We start from the raw sequence: 24,903 nt of genomic DNA, 5'->3' as shown, positions 1-24,903 counted from the left end.
AATTTCTCAATAAATAAAAAAATCCCCAATATTCCAATTTAATCAATATGAGGGATATTTTTAAGATCAAATTTTTTCAACTTATTTTCAGCGCGCACAATAAAAATAAATAGCAATAACAAAGTCAGAATAATTAAAATATTAAACGTTAAATTAACCATATTTAAATCATTTATTCCAAGTAGAGTACAGCTCAAAAATAACAACAATAGCAACACAAATTTCAAAACTTTAAATACTTTATTAACTCTTTTATCTGATTTAATTTTCAAATAAGCCACATTTAGGGGCGAAAGTAGTTTTTGATCATAAAAATCTTGATGTGTTTGATATAAAGAATAATATGCTTTATGAACCGTATCTTTATCTCGACCCATCAAATCCGTTAAGCTTGAAAGATCTTTATGTTTTCGATAAAAAAATAAGTACTCAGGAATCACATGAACTTTTGCATTCATTTGAGAAATACGTAAATATAAATCCCAATCCTCACACACTTTTAAATTTTCATTATAGCCTTGAACTTTTTCAAACAATACTTTTGAAACTGCAATAATAGACGGAAATAAGTTGTTGTGATAATAAAATGATTCTTGGCAAAAAGGTTTAATTTTAATTTTATTTTTTGAACGTCCTATCTCGGATACATAGCAAGCGACCATTGCTATATTTGGCTGAAGTTCAAAGGACTGTACAACTTTCTCTATATATGTAGAATCAATTAAGTCATCTGCATCTAAAAAAACTAAAATTTCACCTTGAGCATGCTTTACAGCATTATTCCGAGCTGCGGAAACCCCCATATTATCTTGTTGTAAAAAAATAATATTCGATAAATAAGTTTGAATTACATTTTTAATTGGCTCTGTCGAGCCATCATCAATAACGATATGCTCAATATTTTGATATGACTGATTTTTTACACTCCTTATTGTTTCAATAATTGTTGAATGACTGTTAAAACAAGGAGTTATAATGGATACAAGTGGTTTTTTCATCATCATAAAATATAGACTCAAAATCTCCATTCAAGACTAAATCGCAAAGATATACGCAAAAGATTAAGATTTCCCTATTATATCACGATACATTATATCTATATCTTATAAATAGATAACAAGTGCTCATAATAAGATTTCTGTTGCAATAATTTGACATAATTCAATTTATGAATACCCATTTGTTTTAAAATTAAATCATATTGCTCCTGATTAAAGCGATCATTTTGTATTATTTGCAAAAGATGAACCTTCGTATCATCCAAAATTTGCATACTTTCCGTAGTCAAATAGTGATTCATCAATTCATTAAACATGATTTGAAAGAAGAAATAATGTGGAATATTATTTTGAGTTTTCCAATAATTTAGCATCACATCCAAACAAATATGAACAATATTATTCCTGCATTTTGAAACAATAAAACTATTTAAAACATTTACATAATGTTCATCATTCCAACCAAAATAATCCTGATTGAACTCTTGCCAAAATTCTTTATTTTGTACTGTTTCATCTCTATGAAACATAAAAAAATCTTGGCTTAAAAGTTTTTGCTCTATCGGTGCAGTGAGTAAAATTGTAGCATCAATCCAAACTCCACCATAAACATCAAGCAAAGCCAAACGAAGTAAATCTGCAAAAAATGCTGGCTTAAACTGTGGATTTTTCTTTTTTTCCCAAACAAAATCAGGTAAATCTAGATACTCTCGTATAGTGTGTTCATCTAAACGAATCACCTGATAATCTGCTTTATACTCATCAACAGATGCGAAACAAAGCTTAACTAAATCAGGTAATTTTTCCTGTTCTAATCCCTGCCCCCAATATTGCCAAATAATTTTTTGATTCAACAATTCTTTTTTAGGCTTTAATTGAAAGTATTCAAGTTTGTTTTGAAAATACTGTTCTAAGAAAATATTCCACAGTTTTGCGACATGTTTTTTTTGTAATAAATTGGCTTGTAACTTTTGTTGCTTGCGTTTTTCTTTTGAAACAAACAAAGAATAATAAGTACGCCATGGCTGTTTATGCCACTTTTTAAGTTTCCGTGTTTGCTCTTCATCTGTTGAAAACAGGTTAATTAAATCATTTTTCATATCAATTACTTAAACTTTATAACGATTTAATGCATATTTATAAATGCGTTTTAACAATGAAATTTTGAATCGAGTAAAAAATGATTTTTTAGCCTCACCATGATTTTTCAATAATTTCCGTTCTTGCTCTATATAACTTTGCCCAACCATTTCTTCACCCAACTCAGGATGATTGAATAAAAATGTCGCATAAAGTTGGCAATTAGGATCGTAATCTCGTAATTGCGACCAATGATCACAGCCTTTTGGCATTTCATGATATCTCAGTAAAAGTTCCGCCATTTTCCGATCAATCATATAAGCATAGGTATAAAATAAACGCCCAAAATAAATGGGGTGTAACTTTAAGACTGAGCGATTATTGATTTTTTGATCTAAAAAATGACCTCGCACACGATGACTACTTCTAAGCTGAATTCCACCCATACTTAATAAAAATTCAGCAGGTAAATTCAATGCCTGCACCTGAGTTTCTAAAGTATTTAGATCAAAATCATCAAGGCAAACCGCATCGTCTTCAAAAATACATGCATATTGTTCATCTGAAGCTAAAAAATCGTTAAATGCTGTCACATGAGATAAAGTACATCCTAACTCAGCAGGGCTTAATGCTTTTTTACGCCCAGCCACTGCCAATTTAAAATATTCTGCTGTTGGTAAGTCTGCACCACGCACACCAATTTTTTTAAATTCAGTTTGATATTGAGCAAATGTTGATTGAGCAAAAAATCCCGCCAAACGAGGGCTACCTTCTTTTTCAATACTGATTAAATACTTTTTCACCGGCGAACTCAGGAACATCTTTAAATAAAGTAAAATTTTATACTATTTCGATCATCTAAATACCATTCATATTGTTAAGGATACATAGATTTTTTAGGTCAACACGTCTATGATTCTTGTTTTAATAGATTTAATGATTAGGTATGAGTCAACTCGGTTTTTCTTCGGATATTTATCACATTAAAATTGAAGAATTGCTCGCCTTAAATGATGCAACTTTAGCTCCATCTGCATACATTTATCATGATCCTGTCATTCTATTGATCGGGAAAGAAAGTAAAAATATCCCAGATCTACTGGGTTGTGGTCGAGATATTTTACTCGAAGCTCAAAAACAAGGGCTCAGCCATTATCCAACTCGGATTGTCTTTGAACAACGTGCACCTCAATTGTCTGTTTTAGGACTGCTGAAACCTATTCGTAAAAAATACCAAGATGCCTCTTTCCAAAGTTATGAAATTCGCCTCAGCGATATCATTGACAACCACTTAGAACGCAATTTAAAGACTGAAGAAACTGCATACAATTATAGCGAACGTAACAAATGGGGTGTTCCAAAAGATCAACGCCAAGACCGTTTCAATAAAATTGATCAATCCTTTCGTGATCATGGCTATGATAAAAATCATCCTATGGCAATTATGTTATGTCGTGGACTGGGTGTAAAAGATAAATTGCATCAAGGACATCACCGTATGTTTTTTTGCAGAAAATATAATATTGAGTTTGTACAAGTTCAATTTCTCGCGACAAATAGTTTTACAGGCCATTTAAACACGTTCTTCTTATGGCTCAACAAAACCTTAAAATATAAACAGGTGAACTGACATCATGAATACACCATGTATCTCCGTCATTCTGACTCATTTCAATAAAGGTCCTTTGCTCAAGAGAACCATTGATTCTTTACAACCTGATTTAGTTGAATTACTTGAAATTATCGTAGTTGATGATGCATCTACCGATCCACAGTGGATTGAGTATTCAAACTATTTAGAGCAACACTATTCTAAAGTTAAAATCATTCGTAATTTAGACAATAAAGGCCCTGCAAACCGTTTAAATCAAGGGGCAAATACAGCTCAAGGCGATTATTTATTTTTTATGGATGCCGATGATGTCCTTGCACCCAATCGCTTAATGCAAATTTTAGATTTAATGACACAATCTAGTTGTGATTTGTTTTATGGCAATAAAGTAAAAATTTATGATTTAGCCGGAATGCAACAACATCCTAAAATGGATACTCAAATTATAGAAAATCCACTTACCTACATGATCCAACATAACATTATGGAAATGTGTGTAATGTGCAGTCGTGAAGTATGGTTACAATCCAATGGATGTAATGCATCGTTATTCATCCAAGATGAATCACTCGCTTTACAGCTAGGTGCTGTTGCAAAAAAGCTACTTTTCACAAAAACACCAACTGTTTTTGTCATTTTAGATGTTGCAGAAACCAAAACAAAACGTGGGAATAATCGTCTTTCTCAAAATCTAAACCAACAACATCATGATATGTTTTTTACCATTTATGATTTTTTAAACGATCATGAATTAGATCAAACTCAGCAAAATTTACTAAAGAAAAAAGCTCTTTCAACCTATTGGAAAAGTCTAAAATCTCGTAATCAAAAAAGTATCAAAGAGTTTTTATTTTATATTCTTGCAAAAAGAAATCCTGAAAAATGGTGGGCGAGTCGTAGCAATGAACTGAAAACTTATTTTTCAAAATTAGATCAAGTTAGACGACCTATTATTTAATTTTTTAATCTCTTTCATCTGTAAAGAAAGGCTTTTTATGGCTATTCCCAAAATCATTCATCAAATTTATTTACAAGGTGAAGCAAATATTCCTGACAATATTAAGCAATCGATTGCTGAACTGCGTCAGAGAAATTTAGATTGGGAATATCATCTTTATGATGAAACCATAATGGTCGACTATATTTCTCGACATTATGATGTAGAAATGCTGACGATCTATCAGTCTATTCAAAAGGAATATCCTGCTGCACGTTCTGACTTTTTTAGATATTTACTCATGTATAAAGAAGGTGGTGTATATCTCGATTTAAAAAGCTCTTGTTCCAAGCCATTTAATGAAATATTAACTGATCAAGATGAATTAGTTATCTGTGGTTGGGAAAATGAACAAGGTCAAAAATACCAAGGCTACGGTATTAATAAACATTTAAAGCATTTAAAACATGGTGAATATCAACAATGGAATATTATTTGTAAGCCAAACTCACCCTTTTTAAAAGCTGTAATTGATCAAGTTATCTATCGAATAAAGCACTATACGCCAATGAAATATCATGTTGGTCGCAAAGGTGTACTTAATACAACTGGTCCAGTTCCCTATTCATTAGCGATTGAATCGGTTATTCAACAAAATAAATATCCCTACCGTTATGAACGCTTTGCTTCACAATTCGGTTTGATTTATATCAATACAGATACGTCAGTCGTTAATAAAAATCACTACAGCCTACAAATCACACCTGTGATTCAATTAAATCATTTCGATTATTTTTTATATCTTTTATGGTTGTATATTCTACATCCCAAAAAAGTATTCGCTAAAAAATAATATGATTTATTAATGAGCTAAAAAATATTACCCAATACACTTTAGCCCATTCTAATCTATCCACCTCACATCCATAAGGATGCAAAATATTGTTTCATTCTAAAGCTTAAGCCTTTCTGTTTGGCATGTGTTGATTGTTCCCAATCTGACTGACTCATTTTTTGCGATGTTTCACTACGTAAATATGCATGTCCACCAAAACGATAATGCCCTTTATCGGAGAACATCACTTTAGCATTTTTTTTCCAAGGCTCTTTTTCACCACGGGTAAAATATGGATGTAAAACTTTAATATCCTTTCGATTGAGTGCATATTTATTGAGATGGCTTTCATCATGCCACAATGCAATTTGATCATTTTTCAAATCTTCATGTGTATTTAAACTTAGCTCTTTGCACATTGCTAAATATGCATGTGACCGACCACCATTTAATGCACCAGTAAAATAATACTTCCCTTGATTTAAAGGGATATTTGCCTTAGACAAAACATTTCGGTCATAGGTATATTTATTTCGATTTTTATGAAAAGCATGGGGCTGTATTGCAAAGGCCAATTGCTCCGTATCTGCTTGAGGCAAAAGATCTTGAGCATAAATTGGCGACAATATTTCTGTATTTGCATTAAAAAAATAAATAAAATCAAAAGTTTCTAATTGATCTTTAATACCTAAAAAAATATCAAAACGCATTAATGTATCGTGTGGCCATCCTAATTTATTTTGTAAAATATAAGAGACGTTATGCGTATCTGAAGTATTTAATAATTCCTGATCATCTGTAAATACAAAATAATGTTTATCACAATCAGGGAGTAAATTCCGCTCCGCAGATTGATAAAAATAATCCCAGAAAACAGTATAACGCCCTGTTGCAATGTATAAAATTGCAACTTTACTTTTTTGATTGCTCATATAAATAACCATTTTGTTTCAATAACGGATGCCAATATACACAGTTCAATACAAAATCATTATGATTTATTTTCGCCGCAATTAATTACGTTTACCCAACTTTAAACGTAATTTCACGGCAAACATTGAATCTTTACCACTAATTTTAATACGTTGTAACTGCATAAAATCAGGTAAATCAGCATCAATGCCTTCCTTGGTCGTTACAGCATTGCTATAGCCAACTTGCCTTGCGGTCTCAACATCACGTTGCGAATAAATACCAAAAGGATAAGCAAAACTCATCACCGTTTTTTGGGTAAGTTGCTCTAATTGAGCTTTAGAATCACGCAGTTCAACCAAACACTCAGCATCAGATAATTTATCTAAATTAGCGTGCGTTAATGTATGCGAACCTATTTCAACAAAGCCACTTTGAGCTAAAAAATGAACCTGCTCATCATTAAGTTTCGGCTCTCGTGCTAATTCACCGCTGTTATGATGGGCTTTTTTATAGGTTGACCAATCACGATCATGACGATCAACGACAACATAAATCGTTGCTTTTGCCTGATATTTTTCTAAAATTGGATAGGCATTTTCTAAATTATCGAGATAACCATCATCAAAAGTAATCGCAACTGTTTTCTCAGGATGCTTGCCCCAATTGTCTTGTAACTCTTGCATGGTGACAAAATGAAAGCCTTCTGCTTTCATCCATGCCACTTGCTTTTCAAACGCAGCAGGTTGAACACGTAATTTATTAAATTTTGCACCATCAATATGCTCACGCACCATGTGATACATCAACACACGTGGTCGCTTCCAATCTACAGCAGGTTTCCACCATGCATATTTAACACTAAATGCAATCATTAAAACCAATAGTAGAATGAGTAGATAAATCACAGTGAAAATCCATTATTTTGCTAAAAGATATGTTGCCACACGCTCTGCTTCTTTAAAAGTCTGTGCTTGTGGTAAATCTGCATTACTTTCTGTTTTAGAAATCACTTTTTTTTCAATCATCTGATCAATCGACTTGGTAATCCGATCTTGCTTTAAACGATCAATTTCAATCACACCGACCCGACAACCCGCTGTCAATGCTTCAAAAATCATCGACACGCTGTCCTCTGTCACCCAAACGGCTTCAGCTTTTTGCATTTCTTCAAAAATCCAACCTTGCGGTGTTTCCTCTACAGGAAATATATTTAAGTTTTCAGCAAAGCTCTCTAGTTTTAAGTGTGTCAAAAATTCAGATGGTGTGCGGCGAGAAGTTGTTAAAATAAATTCTGCCTGAAGATTATTGTCCACAAGATTTTTCAGGCTATGTAGAACCTTTTCTTCATTCCATTGATGGCGTTTAGATGAACCGCCCAAAGCAATTAAAATTCGATTAGGTACATGTCGTTGCTCATTGATAATGGGATTTAAAGCCCCTTGTGTCAAAATCACGTTGCCATTTTCAGCAATACCATCATGCTCAGGAATAATCACATGATCAAACCAAGTAAATGGATAATTTGGTTTCATCAAAATCACAGTTTTAGCTTGCCGATAAATTTTACCTAGCAATACAACACGTAATTGAGTATGACTGCCCACACCAAAAATATAATCGGGTTGTTTAGAAAAACCACGAAAAGATTTAATCAACATTCCCATTAATAATGAAAAAATCGGTAAATCTTGAATATTAACTTCTTCAAAAGTCACCTCATCAGTATATTGGCGTTGCATTGCTTTAAACAAACCGACTGCCTGTGAACGGTGCCCGGCTTTCCCATCACTGACATAGACAATATGCATGCATGATCCTTTCCTGATGTTTGACTCATAAAAAAAGGCGAAAACACGTTTCGCCTTTTTATCTTAACCGAGGAACTTATTTTACGTAAGTTAACCAGTGTGCATATTTAGGGTCTTTACCCTGAACCGCATCAAAATATGCTTTTTGGATTTGTGTTGTAATTGGACCACGAACACCTTCACCAATCTGACGATCATCATATTCACGAATTGGCGTTACTTCAGCTGCAGTACCCGTAAAGAATGCTTCATCACCAATATAAAATTCGTCACGGGTAATACGACGCTCAATAACTTCATAACCCAAGTCTTTAGCAATGGTAATAATTGTTTGACGAGTAATACCATCAAGCGCACCACCAGCAACATCAGGCGTATGAATCACGCCATCACGGACTAAGAATACGTTTTCGCCCGAACCTTGACATACATAACCTTGTGGATCGAGTAACATTGCTTCGTCATAACCAGAATGTGCTACTTCTTGGTGTGCAAGAATAGACAAAGTATAGTTACCTGACGCTTTAGCCTTACACATGGTCACATTTGGATGATGATGGGTAAATGAAGACGTTTTTACACGAATCCCCTTCGCCATTGCTTCTTCACCAAGATAAGCACCCCAGCTCCAAGCAGCAACAACTGCATGAATTGTATTATCTGTTGCAGCGATACCCAATTTTTCAGAACCAATGAAAATGATTGGACGCAAATAGCAAGATGCTAATTTATTTTCACGAACAACATCAATTTGAGCTTGTTCCAATGTCGCTTGATCATACGGAACTTTCATTTGATAAATTTTTGCAGAATTTAATAGACGCTTAGTGTGTTCTTTTAAACGGAAAATCGCTGTTCCATTCGGAGTTTCATAAGCTCGGACACCCTCAAACACACCCATACTATAGTGTAAAGTATGTGTTAAGACGTGAGTTTTTGCTTCACGCCAATCAACCATTTGTCCATTTTGCCAAATAAAACCATCACGATCAGCCAAGTTCATGCCACACACTCCAAATTTTTTTACACAATTATTCACTTTCCAATGCGAATGTCGCAGTTGGATCAATTAGTCTTTGCCACAATTTACAAACGACCTCTCGGGTATCGTGCCAGTCGGCTGCACTCACTTGCATATTATGATTTGCAAGTGCTAGACGATGGCTCTCGGCGCGTTCACTCAAATAGGCTTGAATCAGTGCTGTAACGTCGCTGCTTGGTAAGCAACCGGCCTTGCCAGCATCTTCTAGGATTCTTACATTGTCGGAATAATGGGCGAGATCTTGATTCGTCCCACTCCAGGCTAACACCATGTACTGTGCCATAAATTCAATGTCAACGATACCACCTGCATCCTGTTTTAAATGAAAAATACCATCTTTTTTCTGCTCTTTTGATGAACCAAGATGGTCTTTCATTTTCTGGCGCATGTTCAGTACTTCGACTCGAACATTTTCTTCATCACGAGGTAAAGTCAAAATACGGCAACGTAATTGTTCGAACTTTTCTCTTAACGATAATTCACCTGCAATTGAACGAGCACGTACCAAAGCTTGATGCTCCCATACCCATGCACTTTTAAGTTGATATTGTTCAAAGGCTTTCAAACTTGTGACAAGTAAGCCTGCTTCACCTGACGGACGTAATCGTGTATCAATTTCATAAACACGACCATCTAGCGTTTGCGTGGTCATCAGTGACATAAATTTTTGTGCCACACGCATAGCAAACTCAAAACCGCTAATGACTTTAGTGCCATCTGTATCGGCTTGCTCATCCATGGCATGGATAAAGACCAAATCCAAATCTGAACCATAACCCAATTCAATACCACCCAACTTGCCATAGCCTGCTACTACAAAAGCTAAGTGATCAAGGGAACAACGTCTTCCATTTTCGTCTAGTGGATAACCATGACGTTTCGCCACAGTTTGATAAGCTAAATTAAGTGCTGCAATCACTGAAACTTCAGCAATATCAGTCAATGCATCAGATACTTTCATCAGTGGGCTTTCAGCCAAAACATCACTTGCAGCGACTGTTAAGACATTAGATTTTTTAAATAGTCTTAAAACACGCATCTGATCTTCAACTTGATCAATTTCAATGCGAAGGAGTTGTTGGCGTAGAGAGTCTTCTAAATAACGTCGTTGTGGCAACTCAAAATCCATCGACAAAAATTCATCAAGTAATACTGGATAATGCGTAAGTTCCTCACAAATCCAAGGACTTACCGTTGCCATTTTGACAAGTCGCTGTAATGCCCCTTTACTCTCAATTAACATGACCAAATAAACAGTGCGGCGCATAACCGATTCCACTAAAGGCATTAAACGCATCAATGCAATTTGTGGTTTGTCAGACTGTAAAATTGCTTCAATTAGATAAGGCCAAAACTCTTTTAAACGCTGTACCGCTTTGGCAGGCAGTTTTTTAATCGCATGCCCATACCAGAATTCATGAATGAGATTTTTAGCATTCGCATCCAATATAGCCTCTAAACGATTTTCAAGCTGAGTTGAATTTTCAACCGTTGTTTCACAGCCTTTTTCTTTAATTAAATGCTCAAACTGATAAATGACTTTGCCACGTTTTTCATTTAAAAAAGCAATAAATGTATCCCAATCTTCAAAACCCAAAGTATCTGTCAGACGTTGGCGCAAATCATCTTCTGTCGGTAAAGACTGTGTTTGTTGATCATTAAGGGCTTGAATAGCATGTTCTACGCGACGTAAGAATAGATAAGCATCTTCTAAGTCAATGACTGCCTGAGCATCAAGTAAGCCGACTTCACCCAAATGTTTCAAGCTAACCAAGCATTGACGATCTTGTAGTTCTAATTTTGATCCACCATAAATCAATTGAAAAACTTGGACAATAAACTCAACTTCACGAATTCCACCTGCGCCGAGCTTAATATCATCAGCAATATTTCGACGAGAAACCTCTCGCTCAATCATCGCTTTCATTTCACGCATGGCTTCAAAAGCGGTGTAATCGACATATTTACGAAATACAAATGGACGAGTCATTTCCAATAAATCATCGCCCTCAGCGCCCCCCGTAATAATACGAGCTTTAATCCACGCGTAGCGTTCCCATTCACGTCCATGCTGGCTGAGGTATTTTTCCAAAGCGACATGACTGATCGCCAATGCTGAACCATCGCCCCATGGACGCAGACGCATATCTACTCGAAAAACAAAACCATCCGCCGTAATGTGGTCAAGCAAGTAAATTAGCTTCTGCCCCCACAAAATACAAAACTGCTGTACATCTATACATTTTCGACCATTGGTTTCTCCCTGCTCATCAAAGGCAAAAATCAGGTCAATATCACTCGATAAATTAAGTTCTTGTGCACCGAGTTTCCCCATCGCAATAACTATTAAATCTTGTACTTTTCCACTATAACCAATGGGCTCTCCATGTTTTGCCAATAATGGAATAAGTGCAAATTCTTTCGCTGCGACAATACACGCATCGGCAAAATCTGAAAGCTCACGAGTTAAGGTCACCACATCCGTCTGTTGATTGGCATCTTGCCAAATCCAACGAAACATTAAACGTGCACGTAATACTCGAAGTGCTTGCATCCACTGTGCTTCATCTTGAAGTCCTACAAGGCTTTGTTGTATCAATAATTGAATTTTTTCAGTTGAAAGCGACTGATCAAAAGGATGTACTGCAGCATCCTGCTCAAGTGTATTTTGATGTAAATTTAATATTTGTTCGGCATATTGACTGGCACGTAATGTTTTTTGCAATTGTGCAGTATTCATCTGAAAAACCTGTACTTTCAATTGAAGTGTTATTTATATCAGTTGCTGTGAATATTGGGGCAATTTTCGCTATATTCTTTTTATTTTTATTGCACAAATATGCTAATGAAATACATCCCTAAAATTCCTGAATGTTAAATCATAAAAAATGCAGAAATAACTAACCTACGGAATGATGCTCATGCACCTCAGCCTTGACTAATGTTTGATGTTCATTGACCGCTGCTGGTAAAATTATGCTAAAAACAGTACCTATGCCTTCTTTAGAAGTCACGTAAATTTCACCATGATTTAAAGCAATAAATCGCTTACACAGCACAAGTCCTAAACCCGTACCTGCTTCACCATTAGTACCCTTCAAGCTAAATTTGATTTGTGGTTCAAAAATATGCTCCAACTGAGTTGCTGACATTCCCAAACCCGAATCTGTTACTTTTAACTCAATGCCATTTTCAACACGTTGTGCATGAATACTTACCTTACCCGAACCGTCCATATGAGTAAATTTTAATGCATTCGCAACAAGATTTTGCACGACAGACGTCATCATATTCATATCAGCATATACCGCCAAATCAGCAGGAACATGGTGACTAAGTTCAATATTTTTCTTATATGCGAAACTTTTTAAAACATCATAAACGATATCAACCAACTGATTGAGTTTAAAGTTGATTGGATGATAAACAAAGTTCCCACCCTCTGCCATTGCCCAATTTAATAAGCTTTCAAGTAAACTATAGGTAGACTGTACCGTATCATGCAAAAATTCTGCAATATCTTGTACACCTGCTTCATCCAAGGTATCACGCTCTTGCGCCAATACTTCAGAGAAACCAAGCAAACCATGAAAAGGTGCTCTCAAATCATGTGCTATAATCTGAAAAAATTTAGTTTTACTTAGATTTAACGCCGCTTGTTGTTCATAGAGTTCTTTAAATTCTGAAGCTTCCACGCTCATTTCTAAACACTTCATCAAGCCATCAGATAAATCTTCAACTAAGGCAACACTTTCCGTATCGAACTCAATATTTTCATCATCAAAATAAACGACCTTCCCTAAGGATCCTTTCAACTTAGGGCTTAAATCAAAACCAACAATCCGCTGATGCTCTGCACCCAAGTCATGGATATGTTGCGAAAATGAAGCATAATTATGATGATGACAATCAATCAACGTAGCACTATCGAAATAAGAATGTAATTGTGCATTGGGGTTGGCATGAAAGGCTTTAAAACCATTTGAATCTGAATACCAAACATAGGGTTCATCTTCAAATGCTAAAATGGCATATTTCGTATTTAACATCTTTCGAGAAATACGCAAAAAACGCTCAAGGTTATTATCTTCAGTAAAAACGCCTAACAACAATGCAACTGGGCATGCACTCAAAAGATCTGCCTCACCTATTTCCAGTAAATGTAGTTGCATACGCCCTCACTTAGACTGACCTTTGAATTATTATTGAACGTTTGAATCTTTTACAGTTTCTTTACTTTACTTACATAACTTTACAGCATGTTTTAACATATAACGACTAATTATTTAACAAATATCATAAAAAAGCTGATGAACACCACAAATTATTTTGTTATTCGTAAAATTTATAAAAATATTTATGAAAATAAGCATTATAATTTTTTAAATATAGAAAACTTAATTCAATACATAGTAATTTTATACAGATGTGATGTTTATATTAAGACATAAAAACGCTTATTTAATAAGTGAATACAACTTATAACTCAAGAGCTCTTTGAGAGGCTATTGAGTACTTATCGCAGATAAATAGGCAAAGAATTTGGCTATAGATGATTTATTTTTATGATACCCAACATGTCCTAAAAAATTGGTTTATCAATCTACGAAATAACAATAGTACTCCCACTACTACTATTATAGTGATAAAACCATGAATTTTTTGATAAATATATTTTATCATCACGTTTAGTATAAATTCTTAACTGACGTAATTTGCTTCACATTTTGTCACTATAGAGATTGACAAATATCTTTCGATTCGAAAAAAGACTAAATTTCAAGTAGAATAAAGCTATTGGCGAACAACACTAATGTGTATATTTTTTCAGCTAGATGGCAATATAACAAGATATTGCTTTGGCTGAAGTGCTAAGCGCACCAAGATTTTAAATGTTTTAATTAAGCAAAGTGGTTCGCAGGACTGAACCAAAAGTTCAGTTCTTTCAAACTCAATCTAAAGCAAGGGGCTATATATGGCTGGTGGAAAGTCAACTATCATTTACACACTGACCGATGAGGCGCCATTATTGGCAACTTACTCACTACTGCCGATCATTGAGACCTTTACTAAGCCGGCTGGCGTAGAAATTGTCAAAACTGACATTTCTGTAGCTATACGTGTACTCGCAGAATTCAATGAATACCTAAGCGAAGAGCAAAAAGTACCGAATAACCTTGCTGAGCTTGGTCGTCTTACTCAAGATCCTGACACAAATATCATCAAATTGCCAAACATCAGTGCTTCTGTTTCTCAGTTGACTGCATGTATTAAAGAGCTTCAATCTAAAGGCTTTGCGATTCCGGACTATCCTGAGAATCCAACGACTGACGAAGAAAAAGCAATTAAAGCTCGTTATGGCAAATGCTTAGGCTCTGCTGTAAACCCTGTACTTCGTGAAGGTAACTCAGATCGTCGTGCACCTGCTGCTGTTAAAAACTATGCTAAGAAACACCCGCACTCTATGAGCGAGTGGAAGCAATGGTCACAAACTCACGTTTCTCACATGGAAGAAGGCGACTTCTATCATGGTGAAAAATCAATGACGCTTGACCGTGCTCGTAACGTAAAAATGGAATTGATCACCCAAACTGGTGAAACCATTGTTCTTAAAGAAAAAGTTGCGTTACTTGATGGCGAAATCATTGACTCAATGTTCATGAGCAAGAAAGCGCTTTGCGATTTCTATGAAAAAGAACTTGATGATTGTAAAGAAGCAGGAATTTTGTTCTCTTTACACGTTAAAGCGACCATGATGAAAGTTTCACACCCGATCGTATTCGGTCACTGTGTGAAAATTTATTATAAAGATGCATTTGAAAAACACGGTAAATTGTTTGATGAACTGGGTATTAATGTAAACAACGGTATGGCTGGTCTTTATGAAAAGATCGCAACTTTACCGACATCTTTACGTGAAGAAATCATCGAAGATTTACATGCTTGCCAAGAACATCGTCCTGCACTTGCAATGGTTGATTCTGCGAAAGGCATCACTAACTTCCATTCACCTAACGATGTGATTGTAGATGCTTCTATGCCTGCAATGATTCGTGGTGGCGGTAAAATGTGGGGTGCTGATGGTAAACCTTACGACTGTAAAGCTGTAATGCCTGAATCGACATTTGCTCGTATTTACCAAGAAATGATCAATTTCTGTAAATGGAATGGTAACTTTGACCCACGTACGATGGGTACAGTACCAAACGTAGGCTTAATGGCTCAAAAAGCTGAAGAATACGGTTCACACGACAAGACTTTTGAAGTTTCTTCAGCAGGTATTGCAAACATTACTGACCTTGAAACAGGTGAAGTATTGATGTCGCAAAACGTTGAGGAAGGCGACATCTGGCGTATGTGTCAGGTAAAAGATGCACCGATTCGTGACTGGGTTAAACTTGCTGTTACTCGTGCACGTAACTCAGGCATGCCTGCAATCTTCTGGCTTGACCCATACCGTCCACACGAAAATGAATTGATCAAGAAAGTTGAAAAATACTTGAAAGATCATGACACCACTGGTCTTGATATCCAAATCATGTCTCAAGTACGTGCAATGCGTTATACGCTTGAACGTGTTGCTCGTGGTCTCGATACGATTTCTGTAACAGGTAACATCTTACGTGACTACCTAACAGACTTATTCCCAATTATGGAATTGGGTACTTCTGCTAAAATGTTATCAATCGTTCCGTTAATGGCGGGCGGTGGTATGTATGAAACAGGTGCGGGTGGTTCTGCTCCTAAGCACGTACAACAGCTTGTTGAAGAAAACCACTTACGTTGGGATTCACTTGGTGAATTCTTAGCGCTTGCAGTTTCTTTAGAAGAGCTTGGCATTAAAGAAAACAATCTTCATGCTAAATTGCTTGCTAAAACCCTTGATCAAGCGACAGGTAAATTATTGGATAACGACAAATCACCATCACGCCGTACAGGTGAATTAGACAACCGTGGCAGCCACTTCTTCCTTGCGAAATTCTGGGCCGAAGCACTCGCTGCTCAAGACGAAGATGCTGAATTGAAATCTAAATTTGCACCACTTGCAAAAGCATTGGCTGAAAATGAAGATAAGATCATTGCAGAACTTGCAGAAGTACAAGGTAAAGCTGTTGATATCGGTGGTTACTACGCTGTAGATACAGCGAAAGTAAATGCAATAATGCGTCCGAGTGCGACGTTTAATGCAGCACTTGCTAGTGTTTAAAAATATACTTTCGGCAATTTAGTCGATGTATGAAAGAAGCCGATGCATATGCATCGGCTTCTTTTTATCTGTAAGTTTTAACGCCATGAACGATTGTTCAATTTATGCTAAAATACGCCCCAAATTAACGATGATTAAATCGTATTTAAACTATTGTGAATTTACACTCCCGAGCTTCAATAGATTCAAGACACTGATTAAAGGTTAGATTTTAAAATGCTGAGTACTCCAAACATTGACAGTAAACTATCCCCACGAATCAGTGTTGCGCCGATGATGGATTGGACAACCAAAGATTACCGATTTTTTGCACGTTTATTTAATCCTAACGTCATTCTTTACACGGAAATGGTCACAACAGGTGCAATCATCTACGGTGGAGCAAATCGCCATTTAGACTATAACAATGAAGAACATCCAATTGTGTTACAGCTTGGTGGCTCAAATCCGAAAGACTTAGCAATTTGTACCAAAATGGCACAAGACTGGGGTTATGACGAAGTTAATTTGAATGTCGGTTGCCCGAGTGATCGTGTGCAAAATAATAAGATTGGTGCTTGCCTCATGGCAGAGCCTGAATTAGTGGCTGAATGTATTTCCGAAATGCGTAATGCAGTTGATATTCCTGTAACAGTGAAGCACCGTATCGGAATTGATGACATGCAATCTTATGAAGAAATGTTGCACTTTGTCGATACTGTTGCGAAAACAGGCTGTGACAATTTTATTGTGCATGCTCGTATTGCCCTGCTACAAGGTTTATCGCCTAAAGAAAACCGTGATGTTCCACCACTACGTTATGAAGATGTTTATCGTTTAAAAAAAGATCGTCCAAACTTACTCATCGAAATCAATGGTGGTATTAAAACCTTTGCTGAAACTCAAGAACATTTAAAATATGTTGATGGTGTAATGATTGGTCGTGAGGCATACCACAACCCATATCTATTAGCTGAAATTGGACAATTGTGGAATTTAGATTTACCTGATCGTTTTGAAATGATGGATCAAATGTTGCCATACATTGCTAAACGTATGCAAGAAGGTGCACCTCTTTCAATTATCACTCGTCATATTTTAGGTTTATTCCAAAATCTTCCAGGTGCACGTAAATGGCGTCAGGCTTTAAGTGGTGGTAACGCCAAAACTTTTGCCGATGTTGAAAATGCTATTATGAATATAAAAGAAGCAATGAAACGTACTGAGGATTATATTAAAGAGCAAGCGATTTCACAGTGATTTAAAACTAAAATGGCTAATTCACTTCGTAATTAGCCATTTTAGTTTTTAGTCCAAACATCCTTCAAACACTTCAAGTGACTCCACATACGGCAAAATCAAATAGTCATGCGTCATTAAATGTTTTTTAAAAAATTCCACTATCATCGAATCAAACCCATAAATTGTAGTTAATTCATCTATAAGTTTCTGATTATTTATTGAATTAAATTGCGCTGTTTTAATAAAGAAAAATAAACTAGCCCCTAGTCCAATATATTCCAAGGCAAAGTTTTTTTCCAAGTATTGGATTAATGAAAAACTTTCCATTGGATTGAAATCACAAGAAAAATAACCATTCAATTGAGCGACAAATTTTTCAGATTCTAGCTCTACATTCACCAACTTAGTTTCAATTGCTGAGTCTAAAATCTTTTCAGGGTATTCGTGTATTTGAATGAGCAAGTCGAAATCTTCTTGTGAATATTTAGATTTCGCTTTCAAGTTTTTAAATTCGACCTGATTTTCAGCTTTAGACAATTGCTCAAGATAATATTTGATTGCCAGAGGCTGAGAATTTTCATAAAGAATATCTTCCTCCTCACCATTCACATCGCCTATATATTCAGATGGATCAAAATACAACGCATCATTCATAGATGCATGCATAGACGTATAGTTGCATTGTCCAATATCTTCTAAAATTAACAGCACTTTCTTGGGTGCAACTTGTTGTTTTAATTGTTGATAAACACCCATTAAATCTTGCCAATCACTCACATCATTGATCCATGCATATTGATTCAATTCATGTGCTTCTTGGCTGATTTTAGGGTTTGTATTTTTTTTAATATTTAATTTTTTCACTTATTCTCTCAATTTTATCTGATCCAACTTTTTCAGAACTTCAGCCACAGCCACCATGGCAAAACTAGAAGTGACCACCACTGCCGAACCATAACCACCACAACGTAATCCTGCACTAGCACAGACATCTGCGCTTGAGAATGGATTATCAATTGAATAGACACAAGTAATACCAAACTTTTCTTTTGGCTTTTTACAAATACCCATGCCACGAAGTTGCGTCCGTAATTTTGCCAACATTGGGTCTTGTTCGGTTTTTGATAAATCAGCGACACGAATTTTCAGCGGATCTAATTTTCCACCGGCCCCACCCGACACAATCAACGGAATTTTATTAAAACGGCAATGTAACATCAACGCTAATTTCGCTTTGACATCATCAATACAATCGAGAATTAAATCAGGTGTTTCAGCAAGAATTTCTTTGATATTTTCCGCACTCAAATAATCTTCGATTAAATTAATTTTAATACGCGGGTTAATCTGACGACAGCGTTCTGCCATCACTTCAATTTTTTCATGACCAAAAGTCGATGTCATTGCAGGTAATTGACGATTGATATTCGATGCAGCAATTGAATCCATATCCACTAATGTTAATTCACCGACACCCGTACGCGCAAGCGCTTCAACAGCCCAAGAACCAACGCCACCAATTCCAATCACCATCACATGACTTTTTTCATAATGATTAAATGCTTCACCCCCATAAATTTTAGCAACACCTGCAAAACGGCGGTCATATTCATCATCTTGGTGCAAATCAGTCATTGTGGCTTATCAAAACAGAAATTTTATCTATTTTAGCAAATTCACCTTTAATAAAGCTAATCCCAACCTTTAGGTAATTGAATAGCATCCTCACGATTGTCATTCAAAAGATAGGTTTTATATTGATTAATAGGTCGAGTTCCTGAATCAGACGTAGGTGAGTAATCTGCTTGATAATGATATTTCACTCGCCAAGTATAAGGCTTTACATAAAAAATCTGACTATTTAGGGTGTATTCATCATGGCATTTTCCTCGACTCTGTTGATAATCTTCCTCAGAAAAGCAAGCTCGAATCATCCGATACATCGACAAAGGAATGTTCTGAAATACTTGTTGATACTGACTTTTTACCTTTAATTGTAAAAAATCGACCACCTCTTCATTCATGCCACCACCTGAATAGCCTTCTTGCCATTTTTGAACAATCCCAACAGCATAGTCATTTTCATTAATAGGAAACAATTTAGGGAAAATCGATAGTTGTTTATTATCATCACTCTTTTCAAACACCGCCCAACGCGCGCTTTGAGTGCGTGGTTGATAAGTCGAAAAATCCCATATTTCTAATAAATTAAAATTATTATTTTGCAGATCAATATGCGCAAGTCTTAATTCATCAATCACATAAAATTGATTTTTTTGACCTTCGACCTGAAACAAATTACTGACTTTTCCATTGACACAGAATGATTCAAACTGTCGGCAAAACTGCACTTTTTGCTGAGCATTGAGTGTATTTTTTTTTAAAATTTTTTCTTGTGGCTGTGCGTGAGTAGCTATCGAAAATACAAAAAAAAGTAGACCAGTCAAATAAGAAAAATGACGAGATTTAAACATTTTAACCTCTCTTTAATATTCTATTTTATTTTAAATCTAATCATTTTCTAACCGTAATGCTTGCATTGTATTTAGCCAAAGATGCTCTGCCAACTTTTCACACGGCATATCTAGTACCTGAGCCAAACCATCCAAAACATAAGGCAAGTTAACAGGCGTATTACGAGTTCTACGCTCATGTGAAGCTTGACAGCACAAGGGTGTCATATCGGGGCAATCTGTTTCTAAAACCAGATGTTCTAGACCTATTTCTTTAACCACGCTATGTAGTTTCTTCGCATTCGGATTGGTAATTTGCCCTGTTACACCTATTTTAAAACCCATTGCAATCAGAGCTTTTGCTTCTTGTACACCACCACTAAATGCATGAGCGATGCCTCCATGTTGAAATTTATGCTTTTTTAATATTTTTATCGCATCTGCATGAGAACGTAAAATATGTAATAACACAGGCTTTTCAAACTGCTGTGCCAATTCTAATTGTGCGGAGAAAAAGTCTTGTTGCTTTTGAAATACTTCAGGTTGCTTATGTTCTTTTTTAAAGGTATCCAAACCAATTTCACCTACAGCAACGCAATTTTCAGTTCTTAAAATTTGTTCTAAATCATGTAAAAAAGGAGTTTCATGCTGATCGATGAAAAAAGGATGCAGACCTGGAGCAAGATAACTTTTCGGTGCATTTTCCAATTGATTTAAAAAATGCTGAGTTTCAATCAGATCAGTAAAACGTGAATGTAAAAATCCAATTAAAACCAAGCCTTCAACACCTGCAGCTTTTGCTTGATGTGCGAGTTGTACCCGATCATGATCAAAATCAGGCACATCAAAATGAGTATGTGTATCAAAGAGTTTAATTGCACTATTCACTTTTATCTTTATTCGGCATCACTGTAGAAGCAGCTTTTTGCTGATCAGTATTTACATTTTCAGGTAAATACTCTTTTTTCAAAACTTTATTCAGTTGAGTATATGGAATTTCTAAACGTGGCAATCCTGCAACATAAGGACCAATTTCATATTCACCATATTGAAGAATAAGACCATTTTTTCCTAAATAATAATTATCGCTGAGTTTAAATTTCCACACTTGCTCGTATTCTTCAAGATTAGTCGAAAGTTGCGAATCTCTTACCCATTTTTTAAATGCCTCATAAGCTAATTTTTCCAACTGTACTTTTTGACCTGATTGTACTATATCGTTGAGTGCGACTAATTTTTGGGTTTTTAAATCAAAGTTATAATACGTTTGTGATGATGAACCATGTGCTCCACCCATATAATTACTTGTATTTAAAACGACCGTTACCAATGCACCCTCTGCATTAAGAATTTTGGGGCTAATAGATAAGGTAATTTGACTACTTGCACCCAATGTTTTTAACTCTTTATCAAGTCCTGAAAATGCAGTGATATAGGGTTTAATCTCTATTGCCATTTGTTGCACCGGTGTCACATTCGTAACAACGTCACTCGCCGATGTTGCAACTTCTGTTATTGCACTTTGTTTATCTTTTTCTGCTCGAATGTCTTGTTTTAATTTTCCAATATCGAGCATACGCTCAAGATTCTGTAAAATTGCCTGATCAATCTGTTGATCAACAAAAACCTGATTGGTCCGTAAACGATCAATACTAAATTCGGGGCAACGATTTCCATTACATTCAGGCAATATGACAGGCACTTTTTGAGTTTCGCCTTGTAATTTTAAAGTTGTATCCTGCACTGCCGATGCTGTCTGCTCAACAGGCTCTGACTTTTTTTCAGCTTTCGGCTGACAAGCAGTTATAGCAAATGCAGACATCATTATTGCCACAGCTAAAGCATTTTTTTTCATCAACATTACCAACCTTCAGAATCTTACAGAGCGTTTTACTTCTATAAGCCTATCCTGTATATGACCTTGCTTTCAATTGAGTTTTGTATGCTTCATGCTATCAATAGCACATTGATTGCTTAAAACATTTTTTGGAAAACATCAGGTTTCAACATTTGCTGTGTCTGTGCTTTATCGAGGTAAATATCAAATTGTGGCGCATCTTCACTAATTTCGCCCGCACGATAATGTAGCCCGATACCCTCTCCATCAAAGAACCAATCCGACTGCCCCCAAAAGAGTTTTTTGGGTGCAGACTTCTTCACTAACATATCTTGTTGATCAAGCCACTCTTGATACTTTTGCTGAATTAAGTTATTTAATGCATTTTGTTTTTGGGGTTGAATCACATCTAAAATCGTTAAATTTTTCTTAAGTTTACGATCTGCCACATATAAATATTGGCGTGCTTTAACTGATACTTCTGCTTGTTTCGTATCAACTGAAACCTGTAATAACACATACTGATTACGCTGTGATGCAATACGCGTCTGCATGTGCAACTCATAGGCTTTATTTTTTGGAAATTCAGCTTCCCAAGCATCTGATTTTTTAATATAAGCATTTACCGCTTGTTGTAGCGTCATTTCTTGATTTAAACCCACTTGATTTTGAATAACCCATGCCTGATGTGTTTCAATCCATTTATTTAACCAAGTATCTTGAGTTTTAATCGTTTGAATTTCAATTTCAATACAGTTTTTCTTTTCACAAAATGGCAATGCATAATCCGCTTTCGTTTCTTGCATATCCAAATACGGCAACACATCAGGATTTTCAACTTGTATAGGCTCTGACACGGCTTGTTCTTGCGAATTTTTTTTTGATTGATCTTGTTTCGAATCACACGCCACTAACAATAATGTGCTAATAAGTATGAGTCCTTTTCCTGATATATGCATAGCAGTACCTTTATCCATAAATAAAACATTTATTTTCAAATAAAAACAGCTTCTCAAAGAAGCTGTTTTTATTACCCATATTCAATACCGTTTTAGAACAAATTAGTGTTCACGAGTTGAACGGAATTGAATATCAGGATAACGCTCTTGCATTAACTGTAAATTTACACGACTTGGTGCAAGATACGTCAAATGACCACCACCATCTAAAGATAATTGGTCATGGGCTTTTTTCTTGAATTCGTTAAATTTCTTTTCATCATCACAAGAAACCCAACGTACTGTATTAATGCTTACAGGCTCATAAATACAATCAACTTTGTATTCTTCTTTTAGACGATACGCAACAACATCAAACTGTAGCACACCCACTGCACCTACAATCAAATCATTGTTGATTTGTGGCATGAACACCTGCGTTGCACCTTCTTCAGATAATTCTTTCAAACCTTTTTGTAATTGTTTAGATTTCAAAGGATCTTTGAGACGTACACGGCGGAACATTTCAGGGGCAAAGTGTGGAATACCTGTGAAATGTAACTTTTCACCTGATGTAAACGTATCACCAATTTGAATGGTACCGTGGTTATGTAAACCAATGATATCACCCGGCCACGCTTCTTCAAGCTGCTCACGCTCACCCGCAAGGAATGTCAATGCATCGCTAATACGCACATCTTTACCTAAGCGTACATGATTCATTTTCAAGCCTTTTTCATACTTACCTGAACAGATACGCATAAATGCAATACGGTCACGATGTTTCGGATCCATATTTGCCTGAATTTTAAAGACAAAACCTGAAAAACCTTCTTCTTTGGCATCAACAATACGTTCATGTGTTGGATGAGCTTTCGGTTCAGGTGCCCATTGAATAAATGCATTTAACACATGATCAACGGCAAAATTACCAAGTGCAGTACCAAACAAAACAGGCGTTTGACGTCCTGCTAAAAACTCAGCATGATCAAGTGGATCATTTGCCATTTGTACAAGTTCAAGTGATTCTTCAAATGATGCAAATGCTAAATCACCGACTTTCTCACGAATGTCTGGGTAGTCATAGCCATCACGAATTTCAATATCGGTAATAGTTGAGCCAAAGCCTGCCTTATATACATAAAGCTTGTTTTCAATCAGGTTATATACACCAGCAAAGTCTTTACCCATACCGAGTGGCCACGTTAATGGTACACAGCGAATATTTAGAACATTTTCAATTTCATCTAATAACTCTAATGGTTCACGAATTTCACGGTCCATTTTGTTGACGAAAGAGATAATGGGGGTGTCACGCATACGGCACACTTCCATCAATTTGATGGTACGTTCTTCGACACCTTTTGCACCATCGATCACCATTAAAGCAGAGTCAACCGCTGTTAATGTACGGTAGGTATCTTCCGAAAAATCTTCGTGTCCCGGTGTGTCCAGCAAGTTAATTACATGATTTTTAAATGGGAATTGCATAACAGATGTGGTAATTGAGATCCCACGCTCTTTTTCCATTTCCATCCAATCCGAAGTCGCCGCACGATCAGATTTACGGCTTTTTACCATTCCTGCCACTTGAATGGCTTTACCCCATAACAGCAATTTTTCTGTCATGGTGGTTTTACCCGCATCGGGGTGGGAAATAATCGCAAAGGTGCGGCGTTGAGCAACTTGCGTTGCTAATTCATTTTTAAAGCTCATGCATAATACCTACTGCGAATACGCAGCTTTAAGGATCAAAAATGATCCAAATATAAAATTGGCGATATTGTAGCAGAATTCCACTCTGCTACGAAAAATCTTGTCGGTCGTTTTTAGACAGTAGATTTGCATGTTTACATTGGTTTCGCCTGATTGTAGATGTGAAGTGCTAAGTTCTAAATTTAAGCAGATTCAAATAAAATTTTTAGTTTCTTTTAGTTACTGCATAGATCTATTCGGATCAGCAAAATGATTTGTATATTATGGTTGTGCATGCTGAATAAATGATAAAAATTACAATTCA

The 24,903-nt window shown here is 35.9% G+C and carries 21 protein-coding genes; 5 read left to right on the top strand and 16 right to left on the bottom strand.

The genetic code is table 11. The features are described from left to right. Positions 1–38 precede the first annotated feature (38 nt). The 3 genes from ACK1JC_RS02660 to ACK1JC_RS02650 form a co-directional block, all read right to left on the bottom strand. Positions 39–1,004: a glycosyltransferase gene (locus tag ACK1JC_RS02660; protein WP_409510305.1), complete on the bottom strand. Its 966-nt coding sequence runs from the start codon at positions 1,002–1,004 to the stop codon at positions 39–41. A 92-nt stretch (positions 1,005–1,096) separates the two neighbouring features. After that, positions 1,097–2,098, bottom strand: coding sequence for a capsular polysaccharide synthesis protein (locus ACK1JC_RS02655; protein ID WP_409510304.1), 1,002 nt, complete (start codon positions 2,096–2,098; stop codon positions 1,097–1,099). Between the two features lie 9 nt (positions 2,099–2,107). After that, positions 2,108–2,881 (bottom strand): glycosyltransferase family 25 protein, encoded by a 774-nt coding sequence (locus tag ACK1JC_RS02650; RefSeq protein ID WP_409510303.1) that lies wholly within the window; start codon positions 2,879–2,881, stop codon positions 2,108–2,110. A 143-nt stretch (positions 2,882–3,024) separates the two neighbouring features. On the opposite strand from ACK1JC_RS02650, the gene ACK1JC_RS02645 reads away from it, so the two are divergent. Genes ACK1JC_RS02645 through ACK1JC_RS02635 form a run of 3 tightly spaced genes read left to right on the top strand, consistent with a single transcriptional unit; the run spans position 3,025 to position 5,480 of the window. Then, complete coding sequence (locus tag ACK1JC_RS02645; RefSeq protein WP_409510302.1) at positions 3,025–3,708, top strand: hypothetical protein; 684 nt, start codon at positions 3,025–3,027, stop codon at positions 3,706–3,708. A 4-nt stretch (positions 3,709–3,712) separates the two neighbouring features. Further along, complete coding sequence (locus ACK1JC_RS02640; protein ID WP_409510301.1) at positions 3,713–4,648, top strand: glycosyltransferase family 2 protein; 936 nt, start codon at positions 3,713–3,715, stop codon at positions 4,646–4,648. After that, positions 4,623–5,480: a glycosyltransferase family 32 protein gene (locus tag ACK1JC_RS02635; RefSeq protein WP_409510392.1), complete on the top strand. Its 858-nt coding sequence runs from the start codon at positions 4,623–4,625 to the stop codon at positions 5,478–5,480. The genes ACK1JC_RS02640 and ACK1JC_RS02635 overlap by 26 nt, the downstream gene beginning before the upstream one ends. A gap of 65 nt (positions 5,481–5,545) precedes the next feature. Here ACK1JC_RS02635 and ACK1JC_RS02630 read toward each other — a convergent pair whose 3' ends face one another. The 6 genes from ACK1JC_RS02630 to ACK1JC_RS02605 all read right to left on the bottom strand — a co-directional run bounded on the left by ACK1JC_RS02630 (position 5,546) and on the right by ACK1JC_RS02605 (position 13,399). Further along, positions 5,546–6,394, bottom strand: coding sequence for a family 6 glucosyltransferase (locus ACK1JC_RS02630; RefSeq protein WP_409510300.1), 849 nt, complete (start codon positions 6,392–6,394; stop codon positions 5,546–5,548). 81 nt (positions 6,395–6,475) lie between these two features. Continuing rightward, positions 6,476–7,282: a polysaccharide deacetylase family protein gene (locus tag ACK1JC_RS02625; RefSeq protein WP_409510299.1), complete on the bottom strand. Its 807-nt coding sequence runs from the start codon at positions 7,280–7,282 to the stop codon at positions 6,476–6,478. A 12-nt stretch (positions 7,283–7,294) separates the two neighbouring features. Next, positions 7,295–8,185, bottom strand: a complete 891-nt coding sequence (locus ACK1JC_RS02620) for an ELM1/GtrOC1 family putative glycosyltransferase (RefSeq protein ID WP_409510298.1) — start codon at positions 8,183–8,185, stop codon at positions 7,295–7,297. Between the two features lie 76 nt (positions 8,186–8,261). Beyond that, positions 8,262–9,188: a branched-chain amino acid transaminase gene (locus ACK1JC_RS02615; RefSeq protein WP_409510297.1), complete on the bottom strand. Its 927-nt coding sequence runs from the start codon at positions 9,186–9,188 to the stop codon at positions 8,262–8,264. A gap of 28 nt (positions 9,189–9,216) precedes the next feature. Continuing rightward, positions 9,217–11,988, bottom strand: a complete 2,772-nt coding sequence (glnE, locus tag ACK1JC_RS02610; protein WP_409510296.1) for a bifunctional [glutamate--ammonia ligase]-adenylyl-L-tyrosine phosphorylase/[glutamate--ammonia-ligase] adenylyltransferase — start codon at positions 11,986–11,988, stop codon at positions 9,217–9,219. Between the two features lie 139 nt (positions 11,989–12,127). Next, on the bottom strand, positions 12,128–13,399 hold the full coding sequence (locus ACK1JC_RS02605; protein ID WP_409510295.1) for a sensor histidine kinase: 1,272 nt from the start codon (positions 13,397–13,399) through the stop codon (positions 12,128–12,130). Between the two features lie 803 nt (positions 13,400–14,202). Here ACK1JC_RS02605 and ACK1JC_RS02600 point away from each other — a divergent pair. Both ACK1JC_RS02600 and dusA read left to right on the top strand, forming a co-directional pair. Next, the gene (locus tag ACK1JC_RS02600) at positions 14,203–16,434 is read left to right on the top strand and encodes an NADP-dependent isocitrate dehydrogenase (protein WP_409510294.1); all 2,232 of its coding nucleotides are present in this window, start codon (positions 14,203–14,205) and stop codon (positions 16,432–16,434) included. A gap of 216 nt (positions 16,435–16,650) precedes the next feature. Then, positions 16,651–17,673, top strand: a complete 1,023-nt coding sequence (gene dusA / locus ACK1JC_RS02595) for a tRNA dihydrouridine(20/20a) synthase DusA (protein WP_409510293.1) — start codon at positions 16,651–16,653, stop codon at positions 17,671–17,673. Between the two features lie 48 nt (positions 17,674–17,721). Here dusA and ACK1JC_RS02590 read toward each other — a convergent pair whose 3' ends face one another. From ACK1JC_RS02590 to ACK1JC_RS02560, 7 genes are all read right to left on the bottom strand, one after another. Continuing rightward, a complete protein-coding gene (locus ACK1JC_RS02590; RefSeq protein WP_409510292.1) occupies positions 17,722–18,519 on the bottom strand; it encodes a hypothetical protein in 798 nt (265 codons plus the stop codon). After that, entirely contained in the window at positions 18,520–19,290 is a 771-nt protein-coding gene (locus ACK1JC_RS02585; RefSeq protein ID WP_409510291.1) for a ThiF family adenylyltransferase, read from the bottom strand. Between the two features lie 56 nt (positions 19,291–19,346). After that, the gene (locus ACK1JC_RS02580; protein ID WP_409510290.1) at positions 19,347–20,129 is read right to left on the bottom strand and encodes a hypothetical protein; all 783 of its coding nucleotides are present in this window, start codon (positions 20,127–20,129) and stop codon (positions 19,347–19,349) included. 36 nt (positions 20,130–20,165) lie between these two features. Continuing rightward, a complete protein-coding gene (locus ACK1JC_RS02575) occupies positions 20,166–20,996 on the bottom strand; it encodes a TatD family hydrolase (RefSeq protein WP_409510289.1) in 831 nt (276 codons plus the stop codon). Further along, entirely contained in the window at positions 20,989–21,969 is a 981-nt protein-coding gene (locus ACK1JC_RS02570) for an RsiV family protein (protein ID WP_409510288.1), read from the bottom strand. The genes ACK1JC_RS02575 and ACK1JC_RS02570 overlap by 8 nt, the downstream gene beginning before the upstream one ends. Positions 21,970–22,082: 113 nt before the next feature. Then, entirely contained in the window at positions 22,083–22,922 is an 840-nt protein-coding gene (locus ACK1JC_RS02565) for a hypothetical protein (RefSeq protein ID WP_409510287.1), read from the bottom strand. Between the two features lie 84 nt (positions 22,923–23,006). Then, the gene (locus tag ACK1JC_RS02560) at positions 23,007–24,599 is read right to left on the bottom strand and encodes a peptide chain release factor 3 (protein WP_409510286.1); all 1,593 of its coding nucleotides are present in this window, start codon (positions 24,597–24,599) and stop codon (positions 23,007–23,009) included. Positions 24,600–24,903: the final 304 nt, after the last annotated feature.

Origin of the sequence: Acinetobacter sp. TY2 (assembly GCF_046269225.1) — a bacterium.
Classification (GTDB): domain Bacteria; phylum Pseudomonadota; class Gammaproteobacteria; order Pseudomonadales; family Moraxellaceae; genus Acinetobacter.
Note: the sequence above shows the minus strand (reverse complement) of the source record. Positions and strands in the feature narration are given on the sequence as shown.

What these genes read in the sequence shown, in the direction of transcription:
- ACK1JC_RS02660 (WP_409510305.1), bottom strand. Translation starts at nt 1,004, where the DNA reads ATGATGATGAAAAAACCACTTGTATCCATTATAACTCCTTGTTTTAAC.
- ACK1JC_RS02655 (WP_409510304.1), bottom strand. Translation starts at nt 2,098, where the DNA reads ATGAAAAATGATTTAATTAACCTGTTTTCAACAGATGAAGAGCAAACA.
- ACK1JC_RS02645 (WP_409510302.1), top strand. Translation starts at nt 3,025, where the DNA reads ATGAGTCAACTCGGTTTTTCTTCGGATATTTATCACATTAAAATTGAA.
- ACK1JC_RS02640 (WP_409510301.1), top strand. Translation starts at nt 3,713, where the DNA reads ATGAATACACCATGTATCTCCGTCATTCTGACTCATTTCAATAAAGGT.
- ACK1JC_RS02630 (WP_409510300.1), bottom strand. Translation starts at nt 6,394, where the DNA reads ATGAGCAATCAAAAAAGTAAAGTTGCAATTTTATACATTGCAACAGGG.
- ACK1JC_RS02620 (WP_409510298.1), bottom strand. Translation starts at nt 8,185, where the DNA reads ATGCATATTGTCTATGTCAGTGATGGGAAAGCCGGGCACCGTTCACAG.
- ACK1JC_RS02615 (WP_409510297.1), bottom strand. Translation starts at nt 9,188, where the DNA reads ATGAACTTGGCTGATCGTGATGGTTTTATTTGGCAAAATGGACAAATG.
- ACK1JC_RS02605 (WP_409510295.1), bottom strand. Translation starts at nt 13,399, where the DNA reads ATGCAACTACATTTACTGGAAATAGGTGAGGCAGATCTTTTGAGTGCA.
- ACK1JC_RS02600 (WP_409510294.1), top strand. Translation starts at nt 14,203, where the DNA reads ATGGCTGGTGGAAAGTCAACTATCATTTACACACTGACCGATGAGGCG.
- dusA (WP_409510293.1), top strand. Translation starts at nt 16,651, where the DNA reads ATGCTGAGTACTCCAAACATTGACAGTAAACTATCCCCACGAATCAGT.
- ACK1JC_RS02585 (WP_409510291.1), bottom strand. Translation starts at nt 19,290, where the DNA reads ATGACTGATTTGCACCAAGATGATGAATATGACCGCCGTTTTGCAGGT.
- ACK1JC_RS02580 (WP_409510290.1), bottom strand. Translation starts at nt 20,129, where the DNA reads ATGTTTAAATCTCGTCATTTTTCTTATTTGACTGGTCTACTTTTTTTT.
- ACK1JC_RS02570 (WP_409510288.1), bottom strand. Translation starts at nt 21,969, where the DNA reads ATGTTGATGAAAAAAAATGCTTTAGCTGTGGCAATAATGATGTCTGCA.
- ACK1JC_RS02565 (WP_409510287.1), bottom strand. Translation starts at nt 22,922, where the DNA reads ATGGATAAAGGTACTGCTATGCATATATCAGGAAAAGGACTCATACTT.
- ACK1JC_RS02560 (WP_409510286.1), bottom strand. Translation starts at nt 24,599, where the DNA reads ATGAGCTTTAAAAATGAATTAGCAACGCAAGTTGCTCAACGCCGCACC.